Origin of the sequence: Streptomyces phaeochromogenes (assembly GCF_001418655.1) — a bacterium.
In the GTDB taxonomy this organism is placed as follows: domain Bacteria; phylum Actinomycetota; class Actinomycetes; order Streptomycetales; family Streptomycetaceae; genus Streptomyces; species Streptomyces phaeochromogenes.
This window is the reverse complement of record NZ_LIQZ01000072.1, coordinates 1-23,210: the sequence shown is the minus strand read 5'-3', so window position 1 is coordinate 23,210 and position 23,210 is coordinate 1. Positions and strand designations below refer to the sequence as shown.

General features: G+C 69.6%; 18 protein-coding genes. 6 read left to right on the top strand and 12 right to left on the bottom strand.

The window, feature by feature from the left end:
- Window positions 1–159 precede the first annotated feature (159 nt).
- On the bottom strand, window positions 160–2,988 hold the full coding sequence (locus AOK17_RS10945) for a dsDNA nuclease domain-containing protein (RefSeq protein ID WP_055612198.1): 2,829 nt from the start codon (window positions 2,986–2,988) through the stop codon (window positions 160–162).
- 194 nt (window positions 2,989–3,182) lie between these two features.
- On the opposite strand from AOK17_RS10945, the gene AOK17_RS10940 reads away from it, so the two are divergent.
- Genes AOK17_RS10940 through AOK17_RS10930 form a run of 3 tightly spaced genes read left to right on the top strand, consistent with a single transcriptional unit; the run spans window position 3,183 to window position 6,283 of the window.
- On the top strand, window positions 3,183–4,052 hold the full coding sequence (locus tag AOK17_RS10940; protein ID WP_055612197.1) for a restriction endonuclease: 870 nt from the start codon (window positions 3,183–3,185) through the stop codon (window positions 4,050–4,052).
- Window positions 4,033–5,691, top strand: a complete 1,659-nt coding sequence (locus AOK17_RS10935; protein ID WP_157881300.1) for a hypothetical protein — start codon at window positions 4,033–4,035, stop codon at window positions 5,689–5,691. Before AOK17_RS10940 ends, AOK17_RS10935 begins: the two co-directional genes overlap by 20 nt.
- A 22-nt stretch (window positions 5,692–5,713) precedes the next feature.
- Entirely contained in the window at window positions 5,714–6,283 is a 570-nt protein-coding gene (locus AOK17_RS10930) for a hypothetical protein (RefSeq protein WP_157881299.1), read from the top strand.
- A 118-nt stretch (window positions 6,284–6,401) separates the two neighbouring features.
- On the opposite strand, the gene AOK17_RS10925 is transcribed toward AOK17_RS10930, so the two are convergent.
- The 6 genes from AOK17_RS10925 to AOK17_RS10895 all read right to left on the bottom strand — a co-directional run bounded on the left by AOK17_RS10925 (window position 6,402) and on the right by AOK17_RS10895 (window position 15,625).
- Window positions 6,402–8,054, bottom strand: a complete 1,653-nt coding sequence (locus tag AOK17_RS10925; protein ID WP_055612194.1) for a UvrD-helicase domain-containing protein — start codon at window positions 8,052–8,054, stop codon at window positions 6,402–6,404.
- Window positions 8,054–9,619, bottom strand: a complete 1,566-nt coding sequence (locus AOK17_RS10920) for a hypothetical protein (RefSeq protein WP_055612222.1) — start codon at window positions 9,617–9,619, stop codon at window positions 8,054–8,056. The genes AOK17_RS10925 and AOK17_RS10920 overlap by 1 nt, the downstream gene beginning before the upstream one ends.
- Window positions 9,620–10,360: 741 nt before the next feature.
- Complete coding sequence (locus tag AOK17_RS10915; RefSeq protein WP_245697084.1) at window positions 10,361–12,304, bottom strand: tetratricopeptide repeat protein; 1,944 nt, start codon at window positions 12,302–12,304, stop codon at window positions 10,361–10,363.
- A 204-nt stretch (window positions 12,305–12,508) separates the two neighbouring features.
- Window positions 12,509–12,838, bottom strand: coding sequence for a hypothetical protein (locus AOK17_RS10905; RefSeq protein ID WP_342671498.1), 330 nt, complete (start codon window positions 12,836–12,838; stop codon window positions 12,509–12,511).
- A 280-nt stretch (window positions 12,839–13,118) separates the two neighbouring features.
- Window positions 13,119–14,705, bottom strand: coding sequence for a helicase associated domain-containing protein (locus tag AOK17_RS49905; protein WP_055612190.1), 1,587 nt, complete (start codon window positions 14,703–14,705; stop codon window positions 13,119–13,121).
- A gap of 632 nt (window positions 14,706–15,337) precedes the next feature.
- A complete protein-coding gene (locus tag AOK17_RS10895; protein WP_055612189.1) occupies window positions 15,338–15,625 on the bottom strand; it encodes a hypothetical protein in 288 nt (95 codons plus the stop codon).
- A 116-nt stretch (window positions 15,626–15,741) separates the two neighbouring features.
- Here AOK17_RS10895 and AOK17_RS10890 point away from each other — a divergent pair, with 116 nt between their 5' ends.
- Complete coding sequence (locus tag AOK17_RS10890) at window positions 15,742–16,704, top strand: nucleotide kinase domain-containing protein (protein WP_055612188.1); 963 nt, start codon at window positions 15,742–15,744, stop codon at window positions 16,702–16,704.
- 39 nt (window positions 16,705–16,743) lie between these two features.
- Here the strand turns inward: AOK17_RS10890 and AOK17_RS10885 are convergent, their stop codons facing one another.
- The 4 genes from AOK17_RS10885 to AOK17_RS10870 are packed head-to-tail and all read right to left on the bottom strand — an operon-like array spanning window position 16,744 to window position 19,132.
- Window positions 16,744–17,532, bottom strand: coding sequence for a thymidylate synthase family protein (locus AOK17_RS10885; RefSeq protein WP_055612187.1), 789 nt, complete (start codon window positions 17,530–17,532; stop codon window positions 16,744–16,746).
- Window positions 17,533–17,574: 42 nt separating this feature from the next.
- The gene (locus AOK17_RS10880) at window positions 17,575–18,471 is read right to left on the bottom strand and encodes an ImmA/IrrE family metallo-endopeptidase (RefSeq protein WP_055612186.1); all 897 of its coding nucleotides are present in this window, start codon (window positions 18,469–18,471) and stop codon (window positions 17,575–17,577) included.
- Window positions 18,468–18,875 carry a helix-turn-helix domain-containing protein gene (locus AOK17_RS10875; protein WP_055612185.1) on the bottom strand — a complete coding sequence of 136 codons (408 nt, stop codon included), beginning with the start codon at window positions 18,873–18,875 and terminating at the stop codon, window positions 18,468–18,470. The genes AOK17_RS10880 and AOK17_RS10875 overlap by 4 nt, the downstream gene beginning before the upstream one ends.
- Window positions 18,872–19,132 (bottom strand): phosphopantetheine-binding protein, encoded by a 261-nt coding sequence (locus AOK17_RS10870; RefSeq protein ID WP_055612184.1) that lies wholly within the window; start codon window positions 19,130–19,132, stop codon window positions 18,872–18,874. The genes AOK17_RS10875 and AOK17_RS10870 overlap by 4 nt, the downstream gene beginning before the upstream one ends.
- Before the next feature lie 123 nt (window positions 19,133–19,255).
- On the opposite strand from AOK17_RS10870, the gene AOK17_RS10865 reads away from it, so the two are divergent.
- Complete coding sequence (locus tag AOK17_RS10865) at window positions 19,256–20,134, top strand: nucleoside triphosphate pyrophosphohydrolase family protein (protein WP_055612183.1); 879 nt, start codon at window positions 19,256–19,258, stop codon at window positions 20,132–20,134.
- A gap of 145 nt (window positions 20,135–20,279) precedes the next feature.
- On the opposite strand, the gene AOK17_RS10860 is transcribed toward AOK17_RS10865, so the two are convergent.
- Entirely contained in the window at window positions 20,280–20,561 is a 282-nt protein-coding gene (locus AOK17_RS10860) for a hypothetical protein (RefSeq protein WP_055612182.1), read from the bottom strand.
- A 167-nt stretch (window positions 20,562–20,728) separates the two neighbouring features.
- Here AOK17_RS10860 and AOK17_RS10855 point away from each other — a divergent pair.
- Window positions 20,729–23,210 (top strand): NACHT domain-containing protein (locus tag AOK17_RS10855; protein ID WP_055612181.1); only part of this gene is annotated, 2,482 nt, incomplete at its 3' end.

Sequence of the window (23,210 nt, the reverse complement as noted above, 5' to 3'; positions counted from 1 at the left end):
CTTCGTGACTGGCACAAGACCAGATGTCGAGAAGCGCGGTGAAGATCTCCACTGTGGCGGTGAGGAGTTGCCCGGCGCGCAGTTGGGATCCGAGGAGCGCCTTCGTCCGTCCGTCAAGCATCTTGAGTAGGACGCGGGGTTTCGGAGCTGGCTCGGGTGTCAGAGGCCGGTTGAGAGCTCGCCGGTGATCTGTCGGCCGCGCGGGTCGCCCAGCTCGGTCAGGGCCTGGGCGGCGGCTACGCACCAGTCGAGCCAGTCCGGATCGCCCCGGTAGTCCTCGATCAGTTTGTGCAGCGCGCGAACTGCCGCCTCGGGGTCCAGGGGTGAGAGGCGGTTCGCTGCCTCGAGGCGGTCGTCGAAGTGGATGTCCGCTCCGGCGAGGTACACCAAGGCAGGGCGGGCGCGTTCGTCCCCGACAGACAGGAGTACCTCAGCGGCTCGTACCCGGACGGACTCGTACAGGTGAGAGTCGCGGACGAGCCGGTGGCAGGCGTCTCTTCCACGCACCGCGTCCAGCTCCAGCAAAGACCTGGCAGCCAGGAGACGGTCGCTGAAATCCGGGCTGTGCGGGTCCTCGTTGAACTCCTCGTCCAGGAGCCGATCGTCCACCAGCGTCTCGAGCGCGGTGATGCCCTCCTGCAGGTCCAGTTCCGCCAGCACGCTCGCCGCCCAGACGCGTGAGGTGGCGTCGCTGTCGTCATCCGTGCTCGCTGTTGCCATGGCCTGTGCGGCCGTCTGGACCAGTGGTTTCCACGTGTCGGCGAGCAGGGTGCCCAGGGACAGCTGGGTGGCGATCAGCAGGCACCCGCGGATGTTGTCGGGCACCGCCAGGGCCTCAAGGGAGGTGGCGGGGTCGGTGGGCGGGGCGGTTCCGGGGTCGATGAGGAAGCCGATGTAGGAGGCGGTGTCCAGCGGTGCACCCCACGGGGTCGTCCCCCAGTCTTCCTCCCACGGGCCGAGCAGCCGGTCGAGTTCACGGGCATGGGCAGAAGGGGTGCGCGCGAGGTGGCGGGCAGCGCAGTACTCCTGCAGGGTCTGGTGGAGGAAAGTGAAACCGTCCCCGCTGTGGGTGAGCAGCCCGCTGCGCCCCAGGACCGAGGCCAGGAAACCGTTCCAGTTGTCCTGCGGCACGGCGCGGGGGCGCCGCGCGCTGTCCAGGGCGGCCAGCGCATCGACCCAGGACGTTACGCTGCCGCTGCGATGGTCATACGCCAGGTTGTCGATCGTGTCCGGCAGTTGATCGAGCAGGTCATGGGCTCGTGACACGGCCGTGGGGCCGAAACACGCAAGGGCGGCTTCGGCCTGGCTCCGCACCCCCGACAGGCCCCTGCCGCTCATCCGGTGGCGCAGCAGATCGGTGAATCTTGCGTACAGAGCCCCCCGGGTGGCCGGCAGCGACTGCCCGGGATCTGCGGCATATAGCTGGCACAACATCGTCGCCATGAGCGGAGTACGGGCGAAACCGGTCAGGTGCGCGTCGTCCAACATGCGGACGAACCGGCCCGCCGCGTCCCGGGAGTCGGGTATGCCCAGGCCGTCCAGGACGCGCTGGGCCGCGCTGGACAGTTCGCTGCGGGAGAAGGGCACCAACTGGTAGCGCGGCACGTCGTGGCCCAGGATGCGGAGGTCCTTCCCGGGAAGCGGCCGGGTGGCCACGACGAACCGGTACAGGGGGTCGGGCCCGGCGGCGAAGTTGGCCAGGGTGCGCAGGAGGTTCTGTCGGTCGTCCGGGTCGGTGATCTCATCGAGTCCGTCGACCAGCACGAGCCAGCAGGCGCCCGGGGCGGGCCTGTTGAGGAAGAGTTCGTCGGACAGCGTCCGCTGCAGTGCGGAAGCGGCCAGCTGTGTGGTTGCCGCTGCTGCCAGAGCATTTGGCAGGGGCGAGCCGAGCAGCGCTGTTGCCGGCACGGTCACCCCGAGCATCCGCTGGTCCTCGCGGGCCGGCCAGCGTTCGGCCGAGTCGGCCTGCACGGCGCGCAGGAGGCTGGACTTCCCGCCGCCCGGGCCGGCAAGCACCAGGCACATGGGTGCATGTCCCAAGAGCGCGGAGGCGTCGGCAACATCGCCGGGAGACTGATCTGCCGGACTGTCGCGCCTGCGCCCGTTCTCCGAGGAGACCCGGTGCAGGCGCTGCGGCACGTAGACGGAACTCAGCGACGGCACGCCCGCTTGCCCGGCCTCGGGATAGGGATGCGTCTGTGCTGCGAGCCGGCTCGCGCGCACGTAGTCGGCCAGGTCAGGGCGGGTCAGACGCAGCGCGACGTCGCGGAGTTTTTGCGGCGTCAGGCGCTTGCGCAGGACCGGCTCCGGTACATCGGGCTGTGTCACCAGCGCCTGCCAGCGCGGTCCCAGGCTCCCGCTCATCGCGAGCCTGACCCGGTTGAGGAGATCCGCGTGCAGCACCTCGACGTCCCCGGCCCGCAGATGAGGGGCCAGGGCGAAGAGCACATCGCGGTTGCGGCGCTCCAGCTCGTAACGGTCCGGCAGTTCCTCGATGCGTACCAGCCGCAGGAACTCCGCAGCCTCGGCAGCGTCCGCAGCGAGATGCCTGGCGATCCGGCCCAGCCGCTTCGTGCTGTCGCCTCCCTGTCCCTGCGCGAGGGCCAGCACATCCGCCTCGGAGCTCAGTGGACCCTCCACGCCGACCGTCAGGACGTACGGAAGGTCCTTGTGCTCCCGCAAGGCCCGATGGGTGCGCAGAAGGCTTGCCAGAGCCTTGCTCCGGAGCACCTTGGACAAGGTCCAACTGTCCTGCTTCTTCCGGGACTTGATCTGCTGGAAGTCCCACAGCGCCACGCCGCCTGACACCACGCCGCCGGTCCGGGCGACCAGGACATCCTCGAAATGCTCGCACGTCACATGGAGCACTCCGCCACCCGCCAGCATCTCCAACACCCCACGGAGCGCGGCCTGCGCCTGGTAGGTGAAACGCACTTCGGTCGCCGAGCCCGTGTTGTCAGGTGCCGGAAGACGGCCTGGATCCTGCATCCCCCGATGATCCCCTCTATGGGCCGGTCTCCTCCGGCGCAGCATAGTGACACCCCGTCATGTGGTGCAGGCCGCGCGACCCGGAGCAGCCGTGAGCCGTTGTGGAAGCTGCGGCCGACTGCCCTGTCTGCTGGGCAGCTTCCGCCGCCGTGCATGGCAGGGTGTTGTCAGCGGCGGGCCGTAGGGTCGCTGCCATGGCTGACGAGGAAGCGGCGCGCGACGAGCTGGTCCGCAGGGTGGAGGGGGACCACCGCCTGCTGGCGGCCCCGTCGGCGACGGCGCGGCCGCTGACGGTGTCGGCGCCGCACCTGCTCAACACCGGAGACCTTCAGTGGGAGAGCGTCGAGCACTTGGTGGCGTGGCTGGTACGGCGGGTGGAGGGCTGGGAGGAGACCTGGCTCTACGGGGAGCGGGGGCAAAACCAGCATGGCATCGACGTCGTCGGTGTGACGGGGAGGAACGCAGCGGTCTTCCAGGCCAAACGTCTGAAGGAGTTCACCCCGTACGACCTCGAACACGCGGTGGGCCGCTACGCGCAGGGCAAGCGGCCCTTCGGGGCACGCCGGCTGGTCGTGGTCACCACCCATGACGCAATCCGCACGGAGATCGGCGAGAAGCTGTTCGAGCTGCGCGGCACTTACCCGGACCTGCAGATCGAGCTGTGGAACCGCAAGCACCTGTCGGACCTGCTGCGCCCGCACCCTGACATCGTGACCGCGTTCTTCGGGGTGGCTACCACCCAGCTGTTCTGCCCGGCACCCCCGGCGCCCATCCTCTCGCCCGCCGAGGCGAACGAGGGGCCCGACGCGCAGGCCCTGTTGCGCGGGCCGGTAGCCCATCTCGGGCTGGACGGGGACCTCGCCGCCGCGGACCAGGCCCGGCCGGAGAATCCCGCGACGGCCGCCGCCGCTTACGGCCGGATTGCCGAACAGCTCGAACAGACCCTGTACCGTCCCTATGCCCGGGCGCTGCGCGCCCGGCAGGGCCGCGGCCCTGCATGCAGCCGACGACACCGACGCGGCCGTGCGTGTGGACGTGGCTCGGATGGCCCGCGATCTGGTTGAGGACCGTGCCTTTGAGGCCCGCGCCATCCTGCTCCGCTTGGCGGACGAGCACGTGGAGGCGGACGATGCGCTGATCCGCACAGTGAACACCCTGGGAAGTCTGGCCGAGTTCGAATTCGAGCACCACGTCACCCTCGACGACATCGCCGAACACCTTGATGCCCAACAGGAAGACGATCCCAGCGTGCTCCAGGCAGCAACACTGTTCGCCGAGCACGCCCTGGCACAGCACCGGACTGAGCTGGTGACCCAGCGCGCTCAACGTTTCGCCGCGATTGCCGAGACCGCCAGCGACCTGGACACCGCCCGCCTGCGAGCCTGCCTGGCCGACGCCGACCCCAGCGGCGACGCCTGGCGCGAGTTGCACCGCACCGCCCGCCACACCTACCCGATTCCCGTCCGTGGTCTGCTCGCTGCCCGCCGCGCCCGCTTCCTGGCCACCACCGGGGACATGCACGGCGCCGTCGACGGCTACTACGACGCGGTCGAGCTCGCACTGGCGGCCCGCACCCACCAGGACGCAGGGGAGTGGCTTGCTGCCCAGCGCCTGGTCCTTAGCCGCACTCCGCAGGCCCTGGAGGACCCCGAGAAGATCTTCAGCGCCCACGGCTTCGAGCAGGTCCTGCGCCAGGCCAGCCGTGACAGCGTTCTGCCCGCCCTCCAGGACACCCGGGCATCGGCCATGTTCGACCTGGTACGAGAGAAGTTCCACGACGCCCGCCAACACTTGCTGCAGTACCGCCGACGTGCCGTCGCCATGGGCAGTTGGGGACACCAGTGCGAGGCCGAACAGCTCCTGGCCCGGCTGCACATGAAAGTCGGAAACACCGCCACGGCGATGACCCACCTTATGAACTCCGGTGTAGCCGAAAGCGCCAAGGCCGTGCGCACCTTCATCCCGGACCTGCCTGCCCAGGCGCTGGACTGGCCCGCGCCCGAGGACCTAGCCAGCCGGCCGACGTGGGAACGCACCTGCGCCTTCGCCATCACCGAACGCATGGCCGACGCGCTCACCGACAGCTCGGCCAGGACATGGATCGACGCCGCCCTGCAAGAGGTGGCCACGGAAGCCGCCCGTGAGACCAGCCTGATCGCCCTCCCCGACGCCGTCTGGGGCGCCCTTGCCAAACTCGCCCTGCGGCCACACCCTCCCAGGCACGGCGCACAGCTTCCTTGGCCGACCCGGCCGCAGCGCCAGCCCGCTTCACCACGATGCGGGCACAGGCGTGGGCCTGGCCGCGGCATCCGAGGCACACGACACGCTGGCCGCCGCAGCCGTAAAACGGCTGACCCGAGCCGCGCTGAGCAACAGCGACCTCATCAGCACCGTCGTCACCCATGGCGAGAAACTGTTCAGCCGTCACCCGCAGATCGTCGCCAAGGCCTGCACGGCGCCGGCACGCCAAGGGAGCCTCGACGCACTGCGCTTGCTCCTGCTGGCGGGTGCCGAACCGGTCGCTTGCCGAGAGATCATCTCCGGCCGGCTCGGCCGGGACCCCGGGGCCGAGCCTGGCGACCGCCCGCAGGTCGGCCCCGCAGAACTGGTCCTGCTGGGCGAACAGGTACTGCCGCCCACCGTGCTCACGCCCTGGGCGCCGCGGCTCGCCGCACAGGTCCAAGAGCCCACGGGACGGGGTGAACAGCGCTGGGTTCTCGACGCAATGACCGTGGCCGCCTTGGCCCTGCCCCGTGACGAGCAACAACCGTACGTCGACATTGCGTTGCGGGTTGCCCGCGGCGAACTTACGGCCGACCAGGGGGAGGAGCACCCTTTGGACCGCTTCGGCTTCCGGACAGGCCCGTCTCTGCTGCCTCAGCAGGGTTTGGTGAGTGCCGCACGGCTGGCAGGTACCGACCCGGGCACGGCGGAAAGTATCGTCACTCTGGCCCTGATGCAGCTCCGGCATGCCGCCGACGCGGAAGCGCGGCTGATCGCCCGGGCCCTCAACCGCCTCGCACCGCACCTTCTGCCCCCGCTGACCACTCTGGCCGTCCACCACCAGCCGTGGATCCGCTGCTTTGCGACGTCCCTCAGCAACGTCGACGGCGCTGGCCTCAGTCTGTGCAGGAACCTCCTCGCCGATGACCCTGACTGGCGCGTGCGTGTCAATCTCGCCCGAAATCTGCCCGATGGACACAGCCTGCTCGCCCGGATGCGACAGGACGTCAACCGCCAAGTCCGCCAGGCAGCCCGACGGACCGCGCGGCCGTCGGTCCTCAACGTCACGTAGAGCGCTTCGCACCGGACTCGTTGTGCACGCTGGCCCCTTCCTGCGCACTGGCTCTGGGGCTGTGTGAGCCGGCGCGCTGGTCACGTGGCTGCGGGCGGGGTCCGTGGGCGGGGGAGGGCTATTCCAGTGCGGCGATGAGGGGTGCCCACAGAGGGTGGGAGTTGGCCGGGACGACGAGGTGCGCGGTGTGGCGGGCGCGGGTCATGACGACGTAGAGCAGTCGTGAGTTGGTGGGGAAGGGCTCGCTTTCGTTGCCGTAATACTCGTCGTCGGCCAGCAGCAGGATCGTGGTGTCGGCTTCGCGGCCCTTGGTCTGGTGGAGGTTCATCACCTGGACCGGCCGCGGGCGTGGCCGTGTGTCGCCCACCAGGGTCTCGTCACGGGCGCGGTGGAGTTCCTCGGCCACCGCCGTGATGCTCTGGTCCTGTTTGAGCAGGCGCAGTGCGCGGCGGGTGGTGGGGGCGGCCTGGATCCAGGACTCCTGGCCGCGGAAGGTGCCGATGCGTGCGTAGGCGCCGGTGACGAGGTCGGCGAGGCGGTCGGTGTCGGCGTTTGGGCCGCTCCCCGCCGAGCGTAGATCCTGCGCAAGGGCCCGCAAGGCGCGCTGCAACGCGGGGTTGGACTGGTCCAGCATCTGCTGTGCGAGAGGGGGAAGCCCGCGGCTGCGCAGGCATGCGGTGACGAACACGGCCAGCGCCCGCCGGACTTGGACGCCCTTTTGCCCGAGCGCGAACTGGACGAGGGCGAGTTGAGCGGAGAGTGCTTCCGCGTGGGCCTCGGGGAAGCCGACCTGCTCGTGGATCACGCCCGCTGCGGTAAGGGCGTCGGACAGGGAGGTGGTGGCGATGTTGGTGTGGGTGAAGATGCTGACGGTGTGCTTCTTCTGGCGGGCGGCGCGGGCGAGTTCGGTGACCTGCGCGTAGCCGGTGTCGTCCGTGATCCGGGTGACGGCGAGGCGGCCCTGTTGCGCGGCCGTGCGGAGGGCGGGGTCGGTGAAACGGCGTTGGCGGGCGGCTTCCGCGGCGGCGGGCAGCACGCCGGAGGGGTCGCGGTAGCTGGCGGCCTGGAGGTCGATGCGGCGGGCACCGGGCAAGGCCATGGCGTCGGCGATCCGGGCGGCGGGATTCACTCCGGGTTTGAACGAGCCCTCGTAGATGCTCTGGTTGACGTCGCCCAGCAGGATGCGACGTGCTGCGGGCGCGATCTGCTGCTGAAAGGCCCATTCGGTGGCGTCGGTGTCTTGGAACTCGTCGCAGATGACGAGGGTGTAGCGCCCGGCGTAGTGGTCACGGACCTTGTCCAGGGCCAGCAGTCGGCGGGCGGCGGGCATCAGCTGGTCGTACGTCAGCCCGGGAGGGGCGCCGGGCACGGTCTGGTTGGCCTTGCTGAGCACGCTCTGCGGGGGAGGAAAGCCGTGGTGCGCGCCGAAGCCTGTGATGACTCTCCAGGCGAAGCCGTGGAAGGTCGACACTTCCAGCCGAGGCCGCAGTTCTCCGATGACGTTCGCGGCCCGGTCGATGATCTGGGCGACGGCGGTACGCGAGAAGGAGAGGAACAACACCCGTGTGGTAGCGGGCAGTTGAGTGCGCTGTCCGCGCCGTGCCGCTTCCTGCCGCAGCCGCAGCAGGGTCTCGTCCGCTGCTTCCAGATGGGCGCGGGCGGCGGCGACCGCGGTAGTGGTCTTTCCCGTGCCGGCGCCACCGCTGACCACCAGGACCGGCGCAGCGCTCTCGATCACCGCGCGCTGGTCCTCGCGCGCCTCGTAGGCCATCAGGTGCCTGCCGGCCGGGACACGGTGGGCACGTCGATCAGTTGCTGCCCGCTGTAGGAGGAATCGGCGGCCAGTTCCAGGAGGGCCAGTGTCATGGAGACCACCGGGGGGTGGGGGGCGTTGGGCTCGGCGTAGAGGGCTTCCAGGAACTGTTCGTGCAGGCCTTGTTTGTGGATCACCTTGCACAGGTTGGTCACCGCGGCTTCGGTGAGCTGGCCGGCCATGGGGTCGGGGATGCCGTACTCGGTGAGCGTGGCGCTGGCGTCGGCGAGCGCCTGGAGCGGGAGGCCTGTGGCCACAGCTTGCTCGATGGCGCCGGGAGGCAGCCGTACCACCGCGTCGCAGGCGGCCAGAATCTTGGTGAGCTCGTCGGTGGTCTGGGCGCTGTCCTTGTCGCGGTCGATCACAGCCAGGACACGGAAGCCCAGCTGGCGTGCCAGGTTGGCGATGCGGGGGATCTGGCTGATGCCCCCCTCGCCTCCGGTGCCGGAAGCGACCAAGCGCACCCCGTGGGCGGACAGGGGGAGGGCGGAGGGGGGTCTGCGGCGGTCGACCATGCTCAGCACGGCCACGTCGTGCGGGCCCTCGGTGATAGCGACCGTGGGGGCGGTCAGCGCGGCCAGCAGCTGGGTGTGCCACTGCCGCATGGCCACCAGTGCTTTGCGGTCCATGATCCTGGTCAGCTGGTGGTGGGAGCGGACGCCACCGTGCCGCACCAGCCGGATGACCTCGGTGGGCTCGAAGGCCCGAGCGGCCTCCGGTCGCCGGGTGGACAGCCACACCTGCCCGGAGCGGGCGCGCAGCAGGGCCGCCAGGTGTTCGGTGGCCGGAGCGTCCAGTTGGTCGCCGAAGTCGTCAGCGAGCACCACGGCTCCGGGCACGGTGGCCAGCAGCATCGCCTCGGCCATCGACAACACCGCGCTGACCGTGCTGCCGTGCTGGGCCAGCCCGAGCATGCCGCCTGCGTCCAGGTGCAGAGCCGCGCGCAGGGTCCGCAGCAGCGCGGCCACCGATCCGTCCTCGGCCCGGAAACCGACCTGCTCGGCGGTGAGCGGGGTGTCGCCGATCCGTTCCCCCGTCCCACCGACGGCGAGTACCGCGTTGACGGCCTCGGCCACGGCTGGACTGGCCGACAGTGCTGACACGGCCTCCGTGACGGCTTGGGCCAGCGCCTCGAACGCCGCAGCACCGGCCTTGGCGTCCCGCTCGTCGAGGATGCGCCGCAACCCGGCGCCAGCGCGCAACTGCAGGGGCTGGCCAGCATCGAGGGTGACCACCGGCAGCATCCGCCGGGTGGCGGCAGGAACCCGGGAGTACTGGCCGAGCGCCGGATTGCTGCGCGCCGGGAAGTACACCACCGACTCCAGCGTCTCGGCTTCCTCGTCATAGCTCAGGCGATAGGCCAGCCGCGCGCACAGCGGAGCATCCGCAGACGCATCAGGGGCCTCACTCGCGCATCCGGAGTCCTCCAGCGGCTCCAGGACCCCATCGAGCAACTGCTGCACATCGGGATCGAGATCGGTCAGCGTCACCTCGACGTGGGCGGCCTCCACTTGCTGAAGCACCGCTGGTGGAGGGTTTTGCGTGGTGTCGTTGTCGCCGGACGCGTCTTCTGCCGCGGCATCATCCGTGCCGACGGTGTCGGTAGCTGGTTCCTCGGTGGCTGCTTCCGTCTGTACTTCGGCCACGCCATCGCCTGTTTCGGCCGGCGCAGAGTCAATGTCGTCGAGGAGGACCGGCCGTTGGTGCAGGTCGGACAGTGCGGCGCTACGCGTGGCATCCGGATCCAGAACACGGGCAAGGGCGGTGATCAGGTCGGTGCGTCCCGCGCGGGGGACCCCCGCCACCAACACATGACGGCCGGGACGCACATCAAGATGTCCCCAACCTCTGAAACCTTCAATCAGCACCCGTGTTACACGCACACAGACATCTTTAACACGGCATCTACCGGCAGTCTGCCACTTGCGTGGAATCACCTGGACACGAGCGCGCTTCCCGCGCACGGGACTTGGCTCTCCCGGGGCGCTGCGGGGTACCCGGCAGCACGAGCATGAACCCGTGGACGGCTGTTGTCCGTGGCAGCTGTCAGGATCTGCCGTCATGGGTAAACGACGAGGTGCTAACGAGGTGGCTGCGGTTCGAATCCGGCTGTCCGGGACGCTGGGAAGCCACGCCCGATCAGCGCTCCCGCCGCGGCACCGGCAAACGCTGCCCGGTCTGTCACCCACCGCGCAAAAGCCGCACTCGGCCGTGATTTCGGCTTGCGCCTCACGCCGGCTCACCGCGATGCCGGTCATGCCGCGTCACATCGCCGCCCGTCCCGCTGGCCCGGCCGGTGCGGACGGGCCGCGTGTGCGCCTCCACCAGCGCCACTTGTGCTGCTCTCGCCAGCTGCGCAGCCGGTTGTCCACCGAGATTGTGTACGGATGGTGGGGGCCGAAGGTCGCCCGGTAGCCAGCGAGGGAATGCTCCAGCACACCGATGGCGGCCGACCTGTCGCCTTGGGACCAGTGCAGGAGGGCGAGGTTGGCCTGGCCCGTGAGGGTCGCCGGGTGTGCCCAGCCCAACAGCCGTTGACGAACGCTGACGGTGTCCTTCAGCAACCCAACGGCACTCACGGCCTCCGGGCTACCCGCAGCGGGCCGTGACCCTTCAAGAACCAGCCGGTTGTCCTGGTGGGGGAAGTCCTCTTGCAGCACGGCGAAAGCCTCCTTGCGAAGAGGACCGTAGATGCAGACCAGAGCGAGCTCACGCCGGGCAATGAGCGTCGAGGGATGAGCCCGGCCCAACTTCCGTTCGCTGATGCCAGCCAGCCCCCGCCAGTAGGGGACCGCCGCACCTTGTGCCATGTTGCGCCCGGCCCAGCGCAGGACGTAGTGGCCGTCGACCTGCCACAGCAGATCCCCTGAGCATCCGTCGAGGCTGTCGATATTGGTCAGCAGCGTGGCTCTCATCTCATGATCGCCCCGAGGGACCTCGTCGCACAGTTCCGTCAACGCGTCAGCAGCGGTCTTCACCACCTCTGGTACTGCGGCATCAGGGGTGCACTCGCGCACGGCGCGTGCCGTCAGGGCATGCAGCCGCACGGCCCGGGAGCCGGCCTGCGCGTGATCGGTGAGCAGGCTATAGCGGTGCAGTAGTCGCAGTGCTGCCCGGGCCTGGGCGGGACCGATTGCCGTGGGAGCACCGTCCGGGGGCGTGGTGCACTGGGCGCTGAGGTAGCGGATGGCCGCGTCGCTGGCCCACAGGGAACGGGGATGGCCCGCCGGGTCCAGGACCGCGGCCAGACGCATGACCGGAACGGCCAGGCCGACGGGCTCGCTTGCCTGCACGACATTCAACGAGAGTACGAGAGCCGCAGCCACCTGCCGCCCGTACCCCTCGGTGTCCGCCGCGCGCGGCAACAGATCGTCCAGGCGCGCGGCACTGTCGGTGAAGCGGCGCAGATACTCCGCGCACGCAACGTCCTCGTTGACCATGAAGGCGGCAGCGTGCGACAGCGCCAGCGGCAGGAAACCCAACGCCTCGGCCAGCACGGCGGCCTGTCCGTCCAGGAGATGATCCGCATGTGCCGAGCTGAGCCGCTCTTGCAGATAGGCCTCGGCTTCCTCGGCGCTGTAGGTGTCGATGTCCACCACGGCCCGGCCGCCGCCGGACAGCACCGCGTCATGGCGGCGGGTCGTTGCCACGACGCGGCCGGACCCGAACACGGAGGACGGCGGCCACCACGCCTGCATCGCCTCCGGGTCGGTGAGGTCATCGAGAACGATCAGCCACGAGCGCCGGGTGGTCGCCAGCCACTGAAGGAACAGCCCGGCGTCGGACTCGGCACTCTTGCCGAGGAGACGATCGGAAGCCGCCTCCACAGCGTGCGCGGCGTGCGCATAGCGGGCGATGACCTGCTCGATGTCACTGGCGTCGACCCACACCACCAGGTCGACGCCGTCCACCAATGCCTGATGGGTGTAGGCGGCGGCGAGTTGGGTCTTGCCCACGCCCCCGCCGCCGGACAGAACCTGGGCCAGCACCACCGTGGCATGGCCGTCCCTGGCACGATCGATCCGCTCCCGCACGGCAGACCGCGACTGGAACGCGGACGCCAGCACCGGCACCGAACCCAACCGGATGGGCCAGTCCAACGGCCTGCTCGGCGCTGGAGCGGCCAGCAGCACCTGGCTGACATGGCCGCTGATGGCCACCGCATGGGCGCCCAAGGCGACCGCGTCACCCGACCGTTCCACCCGCACGGCCCCGCCACCCGCCGAGGCCTGACGCCCCGAACCCCGGTAGCCGCTCAGGGCACCGCCACCATCCACGGCAGTGGCATCACCGCTCTCACTGACACTGACGGAGGGCACTGCTGCGCTCGTGCCCTCCCGAGCAGCCGACGAACGCCCCTTCCGAAACCGTTTCATCGGCCCTCCCGCCGTCCACCCGCGGCCACGGCAGCCTTAGCTGGTGTAGTCGATGCCAGTGCCGGCATTGCTTCCCTGCCCGCGGGCGACCGCATCCCCGCTCTGCTCAACACGAGCCGCTCCGCTGCCGCCGGCACCACGGCGGCGAATGCCGGTATGGGCCCTCCCGCCCCCGCTCGCCTCGGCCCGCCCCGTGCGCACGGCGCTGTCCCGTGCCTCGACGGCTGGCTGGATCCAGGCCCACACCAAAGCGCCCACACCCGTGGCGGCCTGCACCGAGACCCCCACCAACTGCCCCGTATCCGGCCCGTCGAACAGCCAGAAAACCGGGGTCGAAACGATCACCAACACGGCAGCAACCGTCACCGCGGCTCTCCGTCCACCCGACATGCTCTGCCCCTTCTCTCACAGCGTCGCCACTGTCCAGCACCAGCCAACCGGCACGCACGAAGTAGGGACGGTTCATGCGATCACAGCAGTTCCCGTGCGCCCCGACCAACTGGATGCCCTCAAGGCACGACGGCGGCCCGAGACCGGAACGGCCAGCGCATGGTGACGTCCTGTCACTCAAGATCCCCGGCCCACGACAGACCGTACGGAGTGTCGGACAGAGGGCCCGAAGACGAAGGCGATCAGCAGGGGTCTCTCATGTGGCCGCTGCCAGGCTGCGCATCAACTCCCTCTGCTTGTCGTGCAGATGCTGCCATGAGGCATGCTGCTCGTGCAGCCACTGCCGGGTCTGGCCCTCGTCCGGTCTGCCGGGCCACCACACCACGCCTTCGGGCAGACCGTGCAGATGGAAGCGGGCAGCCCAGTAACACCGCTGCCAGTCCAGTGGCCAAGGCGGGTTCCACCAGGCGTCCAGGGCAGTGAGCCGCCGGCCCAGACGTGTGGGCTGGGTGGCGGCGCGCTGGCGGTGGCGCACTTGGTTGAGCCATTTGCCCAGGGGGAACCCGTTGTGGGTGGTGGGCTGGGAGACGGCCAGGTGGCCGTGGCGGGCGGCATAGGCATGAGCAGCCTCCAGGCCGTGCATCACGCTGCGGCGCCGCGCGGGCCAGGCGTGGAAGCGGTCGATCTCTGCGGCTGTGAGGCCGAGTTGGGCGAGCAGTTGCTGTTGTTCTGCGGCCAGCTGGGAGTACTCGGTGATCTGGCGGCGCAGCCATCGCTCGAGCCAGCGCGGCAGCCCCGCCAGATTGTCGCCACCGCTGACGGGGCCGTGGGCGAGAGTGTGAGCATGGGCCCGGTGCCAGGCTCGCTGCCAGCTGATTGGCCAGGGCGGATTCCACCACGCGTCCAACTCCGTTAGCGCCCGCACGTACTCGGGTGGCAAGCCGGCAGAGGCGGCGCGCAGGTTCGCCAGCCATCGGCCCAGGTCGAACCCGTTCTGCGGGGTGCCGGCGTGGGGGATGGCCAGATGCCCATGCCGGGCCACATACAGGCGTGCGTGATCGAAACCCTCCCGGAATCGCTCCTGGGATACGGCCTTCAATCCGGCGCCATGTCCCATGCGCCGAGGTATCCACAATTCGGCCCGCCACCCCGCCGAGCGGGCGTGCTGCCGGAAGGTAGTCGGAGAAGCGATGGCCAACAGGCGCAGTCCCGCTCCCACTTCGGCAGGCTGTTGGGCCTCTTGCACCCGCCACATCCCGCTGTGTGCCGAACCGGGCAGCGAGTGCGAGCGCAGCTCGCGGGCCAGGCCCCTCATCCATGCCTGCAGGGCGCTCGGTCTCTCCGGCCGCTCCACCTCGTTCAGCCAGTCGCGATCCAGCCGGTCTCCGAGCGCGGTCACGAAACGGTCATGGTGCCGGGACCGCCGGACAAGGGGCCGTTCATCCGTCGCCAGCAGCTGCAGGGCCGGATCCACCAACGCGGCCGCCACCGCGACTACCTCGGGGAAGATGACCGCGTCCCGCGCGACCAGTTGCCACCACGTCGTCGGCCACTGCGACGCCGCCTCGGCTGCGCGGCTCGTGTCGAGAGCGACTCTCTCAAGGCGCTGCCCCCATATCCGCTCCCGTTGCCAGACCGCTTCTTGTTGCCACCACCCGCACACCACTGCCCGCGCCACCGCGAAAACGTCACCTGGCGTCGCGCCTGCGCGCGCTGCTCGCTGGGCCACCCGTGGCCACCGTGCCTGGGCGGCAGCCAGCTCCTGGCACCCGCCCACGTCCAGATACTCCAGGTCGTGGCCGTCCCCGACGTCCAGCAGCCACCGTCCGTGCCGGGAACACACCCGGTTCCACCGTTGTCCGTACCGCCATAGCCGATGCACCCGGCCGCTGCGCCGGGCGACACACATCTGGCAGCCGAAAGACACCGGCCCCCATGCCTGAGGTCCTACCCGCCACCGTGCCCATCCCTCGTCCGTGCGAGCCCGCTCACCGAAGGACGCCGGCCCGGCCGTCCATGACGGCAAGGCCCGTGCCAGATGCGCTGCCGGGACCCCGGCCCACGCGGCGACCTGTGCCTGGGCCGTGGCGTTCAGGAGTACATCGCCGTCCGGACGACGGCCGCGGCTCCGGGTGACCGGATTCACCCACTGCCACCATCCCCACGCCAGCAGCTCACCCACTCCAAGGCCGTAGCAGACGGCGACGCGGTGCAGGAACGACCATGTCGTTTCGCCCGGTACCGGCACCGCGCCGCCCGGAGCACACCAGGCGGCGAGTTCGTCGCCCGGGAGGCCCATCTAGGTCTGTTCCCGGCGGCGATGGTCAGTGCATTCGGGTAGTCGGCCCCGTTGTGCGGGACATCCGATCGACCGCCCGTCGAGGGACGGCGCGCGCAGCCGTGACCGGATGGCGTTTGGTGGCGTTGACCGGGTTACCGGGGGGACCCGGGTGAGGAGCCGGAACTGATTCGGTGTCATCTTCTGGAGCGGGTGCGTCCGGGAGAGCGTACGGACGGCAGGTCCTCGCGCCTGTTGTCGGCTTCGAGGGCGTCGGCGGTCATCTGGCGGTAGGAGTGGAGGAGTTCGGCGATCACGGAGGGGTGGGCCTCGGCCGCCGTCACGAGTGCGGCCAGCACCTGCGAACGCGATGTCTGCTCCCCGGCCGCGGCCGCGGCCCGGACCAGGACGTCCAGTCTTCCGTCCACATCCTCCGGCCAGTCGACCAGCGTCTTGCGTCGTGGACGCTGCCACAGCAATTCCACCCGTCCCCCTCGCTGACACCAATCTATATTGAATATATATTGAACCCATGGTGACGGTGCTGCAAGAGCGTGCAGAGCAGAGGGTCTTAGACGGCGACCCGGCGAGGAAGATCAGTGTGGCAGGCCGCACGCTGACGGTGACGCCGGTGTTCGACACCTACTGGCGTTTCGCGGCGGCGCGACAGAAGGTCTACGAGGCGCGACTGGCCGGGGGAGCGGGGCCGTTCACGGACGATCCGATCCTGCAGCGACACCGCTTCACCAACTGCTTCAGGGCCGCCGACCGGGTCAGCCAGGACCTGATCGGCGGCGTGATCTACCGGGGCGGGCAGGAGTGGGAGGAGGTCTTCTTCCGGACCCTGCTGTTCAAGATCTTCAACAAGACCTCGACGTGGCGGCTGCTGAACGGCGCGCTGGGAGAGGTGCGGTGGGACGCCTACGACTACCGGGCCTTCGACCGGGTGCTCTCGCAGGCCTTCACTGCGGGGCAGCGGTTGTACTCGGCCGCCTACATCGTGCCCCCGCCGCAGCTCGGACAGCAGCGCAAGCACCAGAACCATCTGCGGCTGCTGGAGATGATGATGACCGCGGACGCGCCGCGGCGCGTGCTGGCCGCGCCGACGCTGCAGGGCGCCTACGAGGTCCTGCTCGGGTTCCCGGCGATCGGGCCGTTCCTGGCCTACCAGTTCGTGATCGACCTCAACTACGCGGCCGAGATGCCGTTTTCGGAGATGGACTTCGTCGTCCCCGGGCCCGGCGCGCGCGACGGGATCCGTAAATGCTTCGGGCCGGCGGCCGACGGCATCGAGGCGGACGTCATCCGCTACATGGCCGATGCCCAGGACGAGCACTTCGCCCGCCTGGGCCTTGCCTTCACGGGGCTGCGCGGGCGCCCGTTGCAGCTGATCGACTGCCAGAACCTGTTCTGCGAGGTCGACAAGTACGCCAGGGTCGCCCACCCGGACATCGCCGGGATCAGCGGCCGTAGCCGCATCAAGCAGACCTACCGCCAGCAGGCCGAGGCGATGCCGGCCTGGTTTCCCCCCAAGTGGCAGCTCAACGGCCCGCCCGGGACTTGAGGTTGCCGCGGGCGACGCCCGCCGGTCCTGCGGCGGCCGTCATGCCGCGAGGCGGCTGGTGCCGGTCAGCAGAGGGCGCAGCTGGGTGATGGGACCGTCGAGCCGGGTGTGGCCGGCCACCACGGTCAGGGTCCCGCAGGTCAGTTCGGCCTGCTGGGCGATGTAGGCCAGCAGGCGGCCCAGGCCGAGGTAGTTGCCGTAGGCGCGCTCGAACATGAAGTGGCTGCGATACAGGACCGCGGCGTGCACCCGCCGGTCGCGGTCCAGTTGGAGGGAGATATGGCTCAGGCAGGGGAAGCCGATGTAGCTGTTGTCCTTCCCGGCGGTGTGGACCAGCAGATCCGCGCCAGCCTCCTCCGGGTCCGTGGCTGCGGCTATGTCGATCTCGTACGCGGCGGCTATCTTGGTGCCCGCGGCCTGGGCTCGCAGGCGGCTGATGACGGTGCCGAGCTGATCGACGCCGGTCTTCGACGCCGCAGGGTAGGACACCAGGCGGCCGAAGTACGTGCCGCGGTGGTTGCCCGGGTACCGCTTGATCACTGGATACATCCGCCGGTAGCGGTCGGCGAGGTCATCCGGGTCGGCGCTCCGTGCCGCCAGGGCCGCGGGAAACAGGGTGCTGGCCACGGTCTCCAGCGGCCACAGCCCGCGAGCGGTGCGCAGCCGGTCAAGTTCGGCGCGGAACACCGGGTCGTCGCTCGTCGGGTCGGCGATGCGCACCACCGTGTGCAGCCCGGTCCGGTCCGGGTTGTCCTTGCGGTCCAGCTTGTTGCAGGCGGCGACCCAAGCCTGGGTGACGTCGCGTTCGGTCACGGTGAAGGTGTGCATCAGTCCTCCTGACACATACGGGTGTGGTCCGGGGAGCCGGGCTCAGGCGGGCCAGGTCTCGTCGACCCCGGCACGCGGGGCTTCGCGCACCACAGTCAGCCGCAGCGCGGCGCCGTGAGTCGGCACCGCGACCTCGATCAGGTTCTGTTCGCCCGGCGGGAGTTCGTCGGTCACCACGGCGCTCGCCAGCGGCGTCGCGCCGTCACTGGTCCACGGCTCCACTCCCTTGGGAAGGACGTCGAAGACCGCGTTGTCCAGGTGCAGCACCAGCACATCGCCCGCGTCGGCGTGTACCGTCTGCCCCGCGGAGGCTGCAGTGATCACGTGCACCTGGGCCTGCCCGGGTAGCGAGGCCCCACCCGCCAGTGAACTGCGCAGGTCGGCAGGAGGGATCTTGGACCACTGGCCGGCCCGGCCGGCGTCCAGCAGCCGGAGGTTGACCAAGTGGCGTACGGTTCCGGCGTACGACGTACCCAGTTCGCGCGCCACCCGGTAGACATGCTCGGGACGCGACGGCCGGCCGCCGCAGATCCGCTCCAGGGCTGCCCGCACCGCCGGCAGGGGCATCAGGAACCACGCCGCGAACGCCTCCGCCGTCTTCTCCTCCTCGGGCCAGCTGCCGTTGCCCCAGCGCAGCGCGGGATCGAGCTCCTCATCGGCCGCGGTGCGATGGCCCAGCCGGTGATGCCCCAGCTCATGCGCGGCGGTGTGCCGCTGGGTGACCGCGTTCAGCGAAGCGTTCAGCAGCACGGCCGGCCCCTTGTCGGCGGGGGAGAAGTACACGCCGAACAGGCGGGGCATCGGCTGCGCCATCCCGATCACCTCCGCAGCTCCCAGTGCCCGGTGCACGTGGACGTACTGCGTGCGGTCGATGCCGAGGTCACGGTGCGCCTGTACGGCGGCGATCGACGCGATCCGGTGTGCCAGGGCCCAGTTCACGCCGTCGGACTCCCGCCCTCGGCGCTCTGATCCTCGCGTTCCGCCGCGCGCCGGAGCGTGAGGTACTCGGCGAACTCCAGCACGGTCCTGGCGTCCCCGTCGGTGAGCTGGGCCAGCGCTCGCGGCAGACCGGCCAGCGAGTACTCGCTGGCGTCCGCATCCTTCTCCTCGGCCAGGAAATAGGCGACCGGCTGCCGGTACAGGCGCGCCAGCTTTTTCAGCTCCAGACTGTCCACACGCCGCTCGCCGCGCTCGATGTCGCTGATGGCCGAGCGGGGGATGCCGGTGGAGTCCGAGACGAACTGCTGGGACATGTTCAAGTAGTCGCGGGTCTTCTTCAGCCGTTCGCCGAGCCGCACCAGCTCGGGATCGCGGTCACGGCTGTCGGAGGGGGGAGGGGTCATGACTGCTGCCTTTCTTCGATCGCGTCCAGGACCGCCGCGGCGAATGCCCGCACCGACCCGGTCGCCTGGGCCGCTTCCCGGTCGGCGGGAATGGCGACGTGGTAACGCTCCTCGATGCGCGTGAGGATCTCGACCACCAGGAGGGAGTCCACGGGCAACTCCCGCCCGCCCTGCTCCAGTTCGGAGCGGAGCCCGTCGGGGGAGACGCCCTCGTACTCGGCGAGGAAGTCGATGACGACCGAGGTGATGTCGTCCATGCTCGGTGTGCCTGTGTTCGACAACTCTCCCCAATCGTCTGCATATCCAACGGCGCTGTCGTAGCATACGACACGTTGTCGGGAAAGCCAACGAGGCTGTCCCAAGATCAGACAGGGGCGTATGTGGACTTCAAGCGCTACCAACAAGCGGCCATCAAAACCCTCCAACCCCCCGCGGACGGCGTCGACCCCGTCCTCGTCCCCCTCCTCGGCCTCACCGGCGAAGTCGGATCCCTGACCACCGCCTACAAGAAATTCCTGCGCGACGGACCCGCCTTCGAACAGGGCAAACACCAGTTACGCGAAGAACTCGGCGACGTCCTGTGGTACATCGCCGCTCTCACCCACCGTTTCGGACTCGACCTCGACGACGTCGCCGCCGCCAACCTGGAGAAGGTCAAAGACCGCTGGCGCCCCACCCCCCAAGAGGAGCACGCCCCCTTCGACGCCGGCTTCCCCGCCCACGAACAGCTGCCCCGGCAGACCACACTCACCTTCACGCCCACCAAGACCGACGACGGCCGCACCGTCATCGTCCTCACCCGGGAAGACGGAACCCCCGCAGGCGACCCCCTCACCAGCGCCTCCCACGTCGAAGACGACTACCGCTTCCACGACATCTTCCACCTCGCCCACGCCACCGTGCTGGGCTGGTCCCCCGTCACCCGTTTCCTGCTGGCCCGCAAACGCAAAAGCGACCCCCGCGCCGACGAAGCCGAAGACGGCGGCCGCGCCATCGCCATCGAGGAAGGCATCTCCGCCCTCGTCTTCTCCTACGCCGCCCGCCACCGCTACCTCACCGACATCAAGCACATCGACCACGAACTCCTGGCCACTATCGGTCACATGACCGCCCACCTCGAGGTCAGCATCTGCCGCGCAGCGGACTGGGAACACGCCATCCTCACCGGCTATGCCGCCTGGCGCCAGCTCCGCGATCACAACGGCGGCACCGTCCACCTCGACCTCGATCAGCGCACCCTCGCCGTCACCCAGGACTGACACGCCGGTGGTTCGGAACGCCCCGGCCGACGCGTTCCGAACCGCCTCGAACATGAGCGCGCCGGTCGGTGACAGCAAGGCCGAGGAGACACATCCCACCGGCATGCCGAGCGCGGACGATGCGGGCTGGCCCCATGTCGCGGGCTCATGATGCCGCGTCCTGCGCGTCGTTGTCCGGGTGGTGTGGCTGGACCTGCGTCTGCCGGTGAACGGCCGTGGCAGGCCCGGCAGAAGGCGGGGACGGCGGCATGGACAGCCGTGTGCCGCCGACATCGCGCCCGGCTTGGAGGAGCTGCGCAAGAACGGCGGCGGCTGCCTTCCGGCGTGCGGGCCGTGTGGACCACACCGCGGGCAGCACGACGCCTGCAAACACAAAGAACACGAGGGCCAGCACCAGAGCCGGTACATGGTCGGTGAGCCAGGACATGCGCACTCCTCGAAGAAGGCCGGGGTTGTGTCTCATCGACCGTGGCGGACGGCAGGCTCGGGTCGGGGTTTCGCTGAAAAGTCCCAAAGCAGACGGGAGTTGGCGCAGGTCACTCCCTACGCTGCCAGAGATCACACTGAATCAGCGTGAACGGCGGGGGTGGGTGCGTGAGCGCGGGGGAGACCTCGGGACCGGTAGCAGTCTTCTGCAAGCTGCTGGGACGCCTGGTGCGCGAGTGCGGCATCCAGCAAAGCGACCTGGCACGCGCCGTGAACCGCAGCACCGCCGCCATCTCCATGCTCCTCAACGGGCATCGCTCCACCCTGCCTCCCTGGGACGATGTCGCGCGCATCGTGGAGTACTGCCACCAACGCTCAACCACCACCCCTCCGTCCGGGCTCAACCCCGACCTGGCCTACTGGCGCCACCGCCACCGCGAGGCGGAAACCGACGCCGACCAGGCGCCACCGCGGCCGCGCGGCGCCACACCGCCTGCTCTGCCGCCCGCCCAGACCATCGCCGAGGTGCCCGACGACTTCGTCAGCGCCGTGGGCGTCCTCATCGGAGAAAGGACGGGCTTCGATCGGCTGGCCGCAGAACTACTGGAGCCACTGAAGCTGGTCGGTGCCGTCGTCACCGACCTGAACGCCGTGCTGGAAGGATTCGCCGACCGGGTAGGAGCCAGTTGCGGCACCACCCGAACCGCCCTGCTGCGCGCGGCCGATCTGGTCATCCTGGTGACGGCGTTCTGCGAGACCGTGGCCGCCTCCGGCATCCGCTACACGACCGAACTCGGGCATGAGCAGGCCGATCTCACGAGTGACGTGGTGGTCGAACTGGAGCGTGTCACCCTGGGATCGCAGCGGGTGAGGCATCCCGCCGACCTGCGCGCGGAAATCACCGCCGCCTACGCCTACGCGGCCGACACCGTATGCGACGAAAGCGGCGTAGGCGGCCAGCGGCCGGACAAGCTCGCGTACCGCGCCTGGCGCCGCTACGAAGCCTTGCTGGCCCAGGTGACGTGGGAATGCGCCGAGCTGCGCCTTACCTCCGAGACGGAAGACCCGCCCGAAGCCTTGGAGCCGCCTCCGGCCGCGATGCAGGCGGGCCTGCCCAGCCGGGGCCTTGCCGGGTTGTCCCGGCTGTTGGAGACCTTCGCCCAGGACAACGGCGCCCCTGCTCCGGCACACCAGCAGCAACTCCGTGCCCCTCTGGCCCAGGTCGAGGAGTCGGGCCCGCGCATCCCCGACCTGGAAACCGGCTACATCAACCCCGCCTTTCGCGTGGCCGGCCGCTCAAGTGACCGCGACCTGGCCCGTGACGACTGGTGGCAAGTCCAGCCGCTGTGGGACGACCTGGAGGACTTCCTCGCAGCCCATCTGCTCACCGAGGACGCCACCCGCGCGCCGCTGCTGATCCTGGGCCACCCCGGATCCGGCAAGTCGCTGCTGACCAAGCTGATTGCCGCCCGGCTGCCCGCAGCGGAGTTCTTCTGCCAGCGCGTCGAACTGCGCCACCTGTCCGCAGACCTGGGCGTCCAGGAACAGCTCGAGGAGGCCGTGCTGCGCTCCACCGGCCGCCGCACGCCCTGGCCCGACGTCACCGACCCGGACACAGGCGTCGTCAGAGTCGTCCTCCTGGACGGCTTCGACGAACTCCTCCAGGCTGCGGCCGATCACATGGATCCCGCACACCACTTCGCCTACCTGCAAAGCGTGCAGCAGTTCCAGCAACGCGAGGCCGACCACGCACGCCCCACCATCGTGATCGTCACCAGCCGCACCGTGGTCGCCGACCAGGCCCTGACCCCGCATCCCAGCACCGTCATCCGCCTGGAACCCTTCGACGCCGACCGCATCCGCGGCTGGCTCCACGTCTGGAACACCACCAACCGCCGCTACTTCTCCACCCACGCCCTGCAGCCCCTCACCTGGGACGTGGTGGGCCGTCACGAAGAACTCGCCGGCCAGCCGCTGCTGCTGCTCATGCTCGCTCTCTACGACGCCTCCGGCAACGCCCTGCACCTGCTGCACGGTGAGGACATCCAACGCCTGGGCCTGTACGAGCGGCTGCTGACCGAGTTCGTCCGCCGCCAGGTGACCAAGCACAACGCCCTGCCGGCCGGCACCGAGACCGCCCGCGTCGCACACGAACTGCAGCGCCTGTCCGTCATCGCGATCGGCATGTTCAACCGCCACCGGCAAGGCATCACCGCCACCGACGCCGAAAACGACCTGGCCGCCCTGCTCGGCACCGCTCCTGGTGACGCCACGCCGCTGCTGTTCGGCCGCTTCTTCTTCATCCACGAAGCCCAGGCAGTCGTCACCGGCCACGAGCGCCAAGCCTACGAATTCCTGCACGCCACCTTCGGCGAATACCTGCTGACCCGCCTGGTCACCGGCGAACTTCGCCAACTCCTGGCCGCCACCAGCCCAGACAACGACCACCCCGTCGACGACGGCCGGCTGTATGCACTGCTCTCCCACGTCCCGCTTACCGATCGGGTCGAAGTCGTAAGCAACACCAGCGAACAACTCACCCGCCTCACCCAGGCACAGCGCGCGCACCTGACCACGCTGCTGACCAGCCTCTTCAACCAGACGCCCGGCGACACCCACCACCGCACCCACGTGCCCTACCGCCCTGCCC